This is a genomic window from Lacinutrix sp., from assembly GCF_037625555.1.
In the GTDB taxonomy this organism is placed as follows: domain Bacteria; phylum Bacteroidota; class Bacteroidia; order Flavobacteriales; family Flavobacteriaceae; genus Lacinutrix.
Genome location: NZ_JASJHV010000020.1, coordinates 1 through 2,583 on the forward strand (window position 1 = coordinate 1; position 2,583 = coordinate 2,583).

2 protein-coding genes are annotated in these 2,583 nt (G+C 33.8%); both read right to left on the reverse strand.

The window, feature by feature from the left end; all coding sequences use genetic code 11:
* A partial coding sequence (locus tag QNK89_RS01105) for an MFS transporter (protein WP_340169138.1) occupies positions 1-1,108 on the reverse strand: 1,108 nt, incomplete at its 3' end.
* Between the two features lie 21 nt (positions 1,109-1,129).
* A complete protein-coding gene (locus tag QNK89_RS01110) occupies positions 1,130-2,437 on the reverse strand; it encodes an MFS transporter (RefSeq protein WP_340169139.1) in 1,308 nt (435 codons plus the stop codon).
* Positions 2,438-2,583 lie beyond the last annotated feature (146 nt).

A 2,583-nucleotide genomic window follows, 5' to 3' on the forward strand; every position in this document is an offset into this window, starting at 1 on the left:
TAATTATAGAGCCTGTAGTACCTCCTAAAGCAGAAAACACCACTATTAAACCGGCCATAGAACTATGCATGTGTTTTGGTAAAGAAGATAAAATTGTTGAATTTATAGTAGGATATACAGGTGCTAAAAACAAGCCAATTAAAGGCATCAGATAAACCACTGCCGGTGCATTTGACCAAGTTATTAATCCTTCAGTGCTCGAATTTCCGGAGAGTGGTAAAACGAGTACTATTAAAATTGCTGAGGCTACTAAACAAAAACTTAGCAGGTAAATCCATTTTACTTTATTTAGAATAAAGCCACCTAAAAAACGACCAATCATAAAAGCGCCACCCAAAACAGCTCCTGCCTGCACGGCCATACTTGCGGGCGCGTGTATAATAGCTGTGTAAAAAGTTGGAAACCAAGTTTGGAAACTTTGCTCTATCAACACATATAGAAAAATACTGATGATAAAAATGAGTGTCAATGGTTTTACAATTAATAACAGCATCTCTTTAAAGTCTTCGGAGAACTTACGCTTTTCTATGGTTGCCTGTGATTCGTCTAGTTTCGACACAAAAAGCACCATAAAAGCCAAGAGTGCAACACCGCCCATAAACCAATAAATATTTAACCAGTTGGAAGATTTCGGATTAGCATCGTCTATAAAAAGACTAAAAACAATATTTCCTAACAAAATACCACCCATAAAAACGCCTTCTAAAATCCCCATAAAACTACCGTGTTCTTTTTGATTGTTTGTAATTAAACCAATGGTAGCAAATACTGCAATTTTAATTAGTGCAAAAGAAACTCCAATGACTAAAAATAGGATTTTAAAATACCAGAATCCGTTTGTGAAAGGAGTTATAAAACAAAAAATAGAGACCAAAGCCAAGCCCAATAACATCGATTTTTTCAATCCTATCTTAGGTAAAAAGGAAGCTAAAATAAAAGAAGCAATGGCAATTGGAATATCTTTAAACCCTTCTAAAACACTTGCGCTACCTTTAGAAACATCCATGCTACGTTGCACTTGTAATATGACAGTTCCTACACTATTCAATAGAAATGCAAAAACAAAGTAATTTAAGAAAAGTGCTATTTTGATGCCGATATTTTTCATAGTAAAAAGTATGAGTTAAAATTACTTGTTCTTTGCAGTTTCATTCAATCGCGTGGCTAAAAATGCAGAAATTGCAAAAAAGGCACCTGCAAAAAGGATTGCATTTATGGCGTCACTACCTAAAATATATTTATATATTGGCCCAAAAGTAAGGGTTTGAATAAACATTGGTATTACAATCATCATGTTTAAAATACCCATATAAACACCCCGTCTGTTTTGAGGTACAATTTTTGAAACCATGGTGTAAGGTATTCCCATCATTGCAGCCCAACCGATGCCGAATAGTATCATTGGTAATAAAACAAGAAGAGGATCTGAAATATAAGGAATACAGAATAATGAAATTGCTGTACCAACTAAACTTATAGCATAAATCTTTTTACCCCCAAATTTTAAGGTTAATGGCACTAAAGCAAGTGCAACAACCATTGTTACAATATTATACGTTAAGCTCATTTTTGCTGCTTGTGATGCTGCTTCGGAAGTTGAATATCCCATTGTTAATTTAAATAAGGGCGTGGTAAATTGCCAATAAATGAATAAGGCATACCATTGAAATAAATAGACAGCCCCTATTTTCCACATAAATTTTGGCATGTCTTTTATAGCTGCTGTTATTTCTGAAAAAGGTTTGGCCATTTTTTTACTAATTGGTAAAGCTTTAATCGTATTAATTTCTTTTAATTCTTCGACAGATGGTGGAATTTCAGGTGTTTTTATAACTGACCATAAAATGGTTACTAAAGATAAAAAAGCACCAATAAAGAAAGAATAATACAGCCACTGTGGGATAACACCTGCTTCTTCTGTAGCATCTCCTCCAAACCAATATTGAAAAAGTACGATAGAACCATTTGCTAATAAAATACCTGCACCTACAAAAAGACTCTGCATTTGAAAACCAAGACTAAGTTGTTTTTCTGGTAGTTTGTCGCCCACAAATGCTCTGTAAGGTTCCATTGCCATGTTATTTCCAGCATCTAAAATCCATAATAAACCTACAGCAAACCATAAAACCGGACTGTAAGGAAATGCGAACAAACATAAACTACCAAGTAAGGCTCCAATTAAAAAATAAGGTTTTCTTCTTCCCCATTTATTAGACCATGTTTTGTCTGACATAGCACCAATAATTGGCTGTACGAGTAAACCAGTAACAGGACCCGCAATATTTAAAATTGGCAGCATATCTTCAGGTGCTCCTAAATATAAAAAGATCGGATTTATGGCTGTTTGTTGCAACCCGAAACTATATTGGATTCCTAAAAAACCAACATTCATATTAAAAATTTGCCAAAAGGAGAGGCTGGGTTTTTTTATTTTCATCATTGGATTCGTCTTTTATATTTTTCTTTTATGTAACAATACTTATTAAAAAATAGCCAATTTGGCTAATTTCATTTTTAAAGTAGTTGTATTTGTTTGTTCTAACTCTTCTATTTCATGCGCTTTTGGGTTGTTATTCCAATATG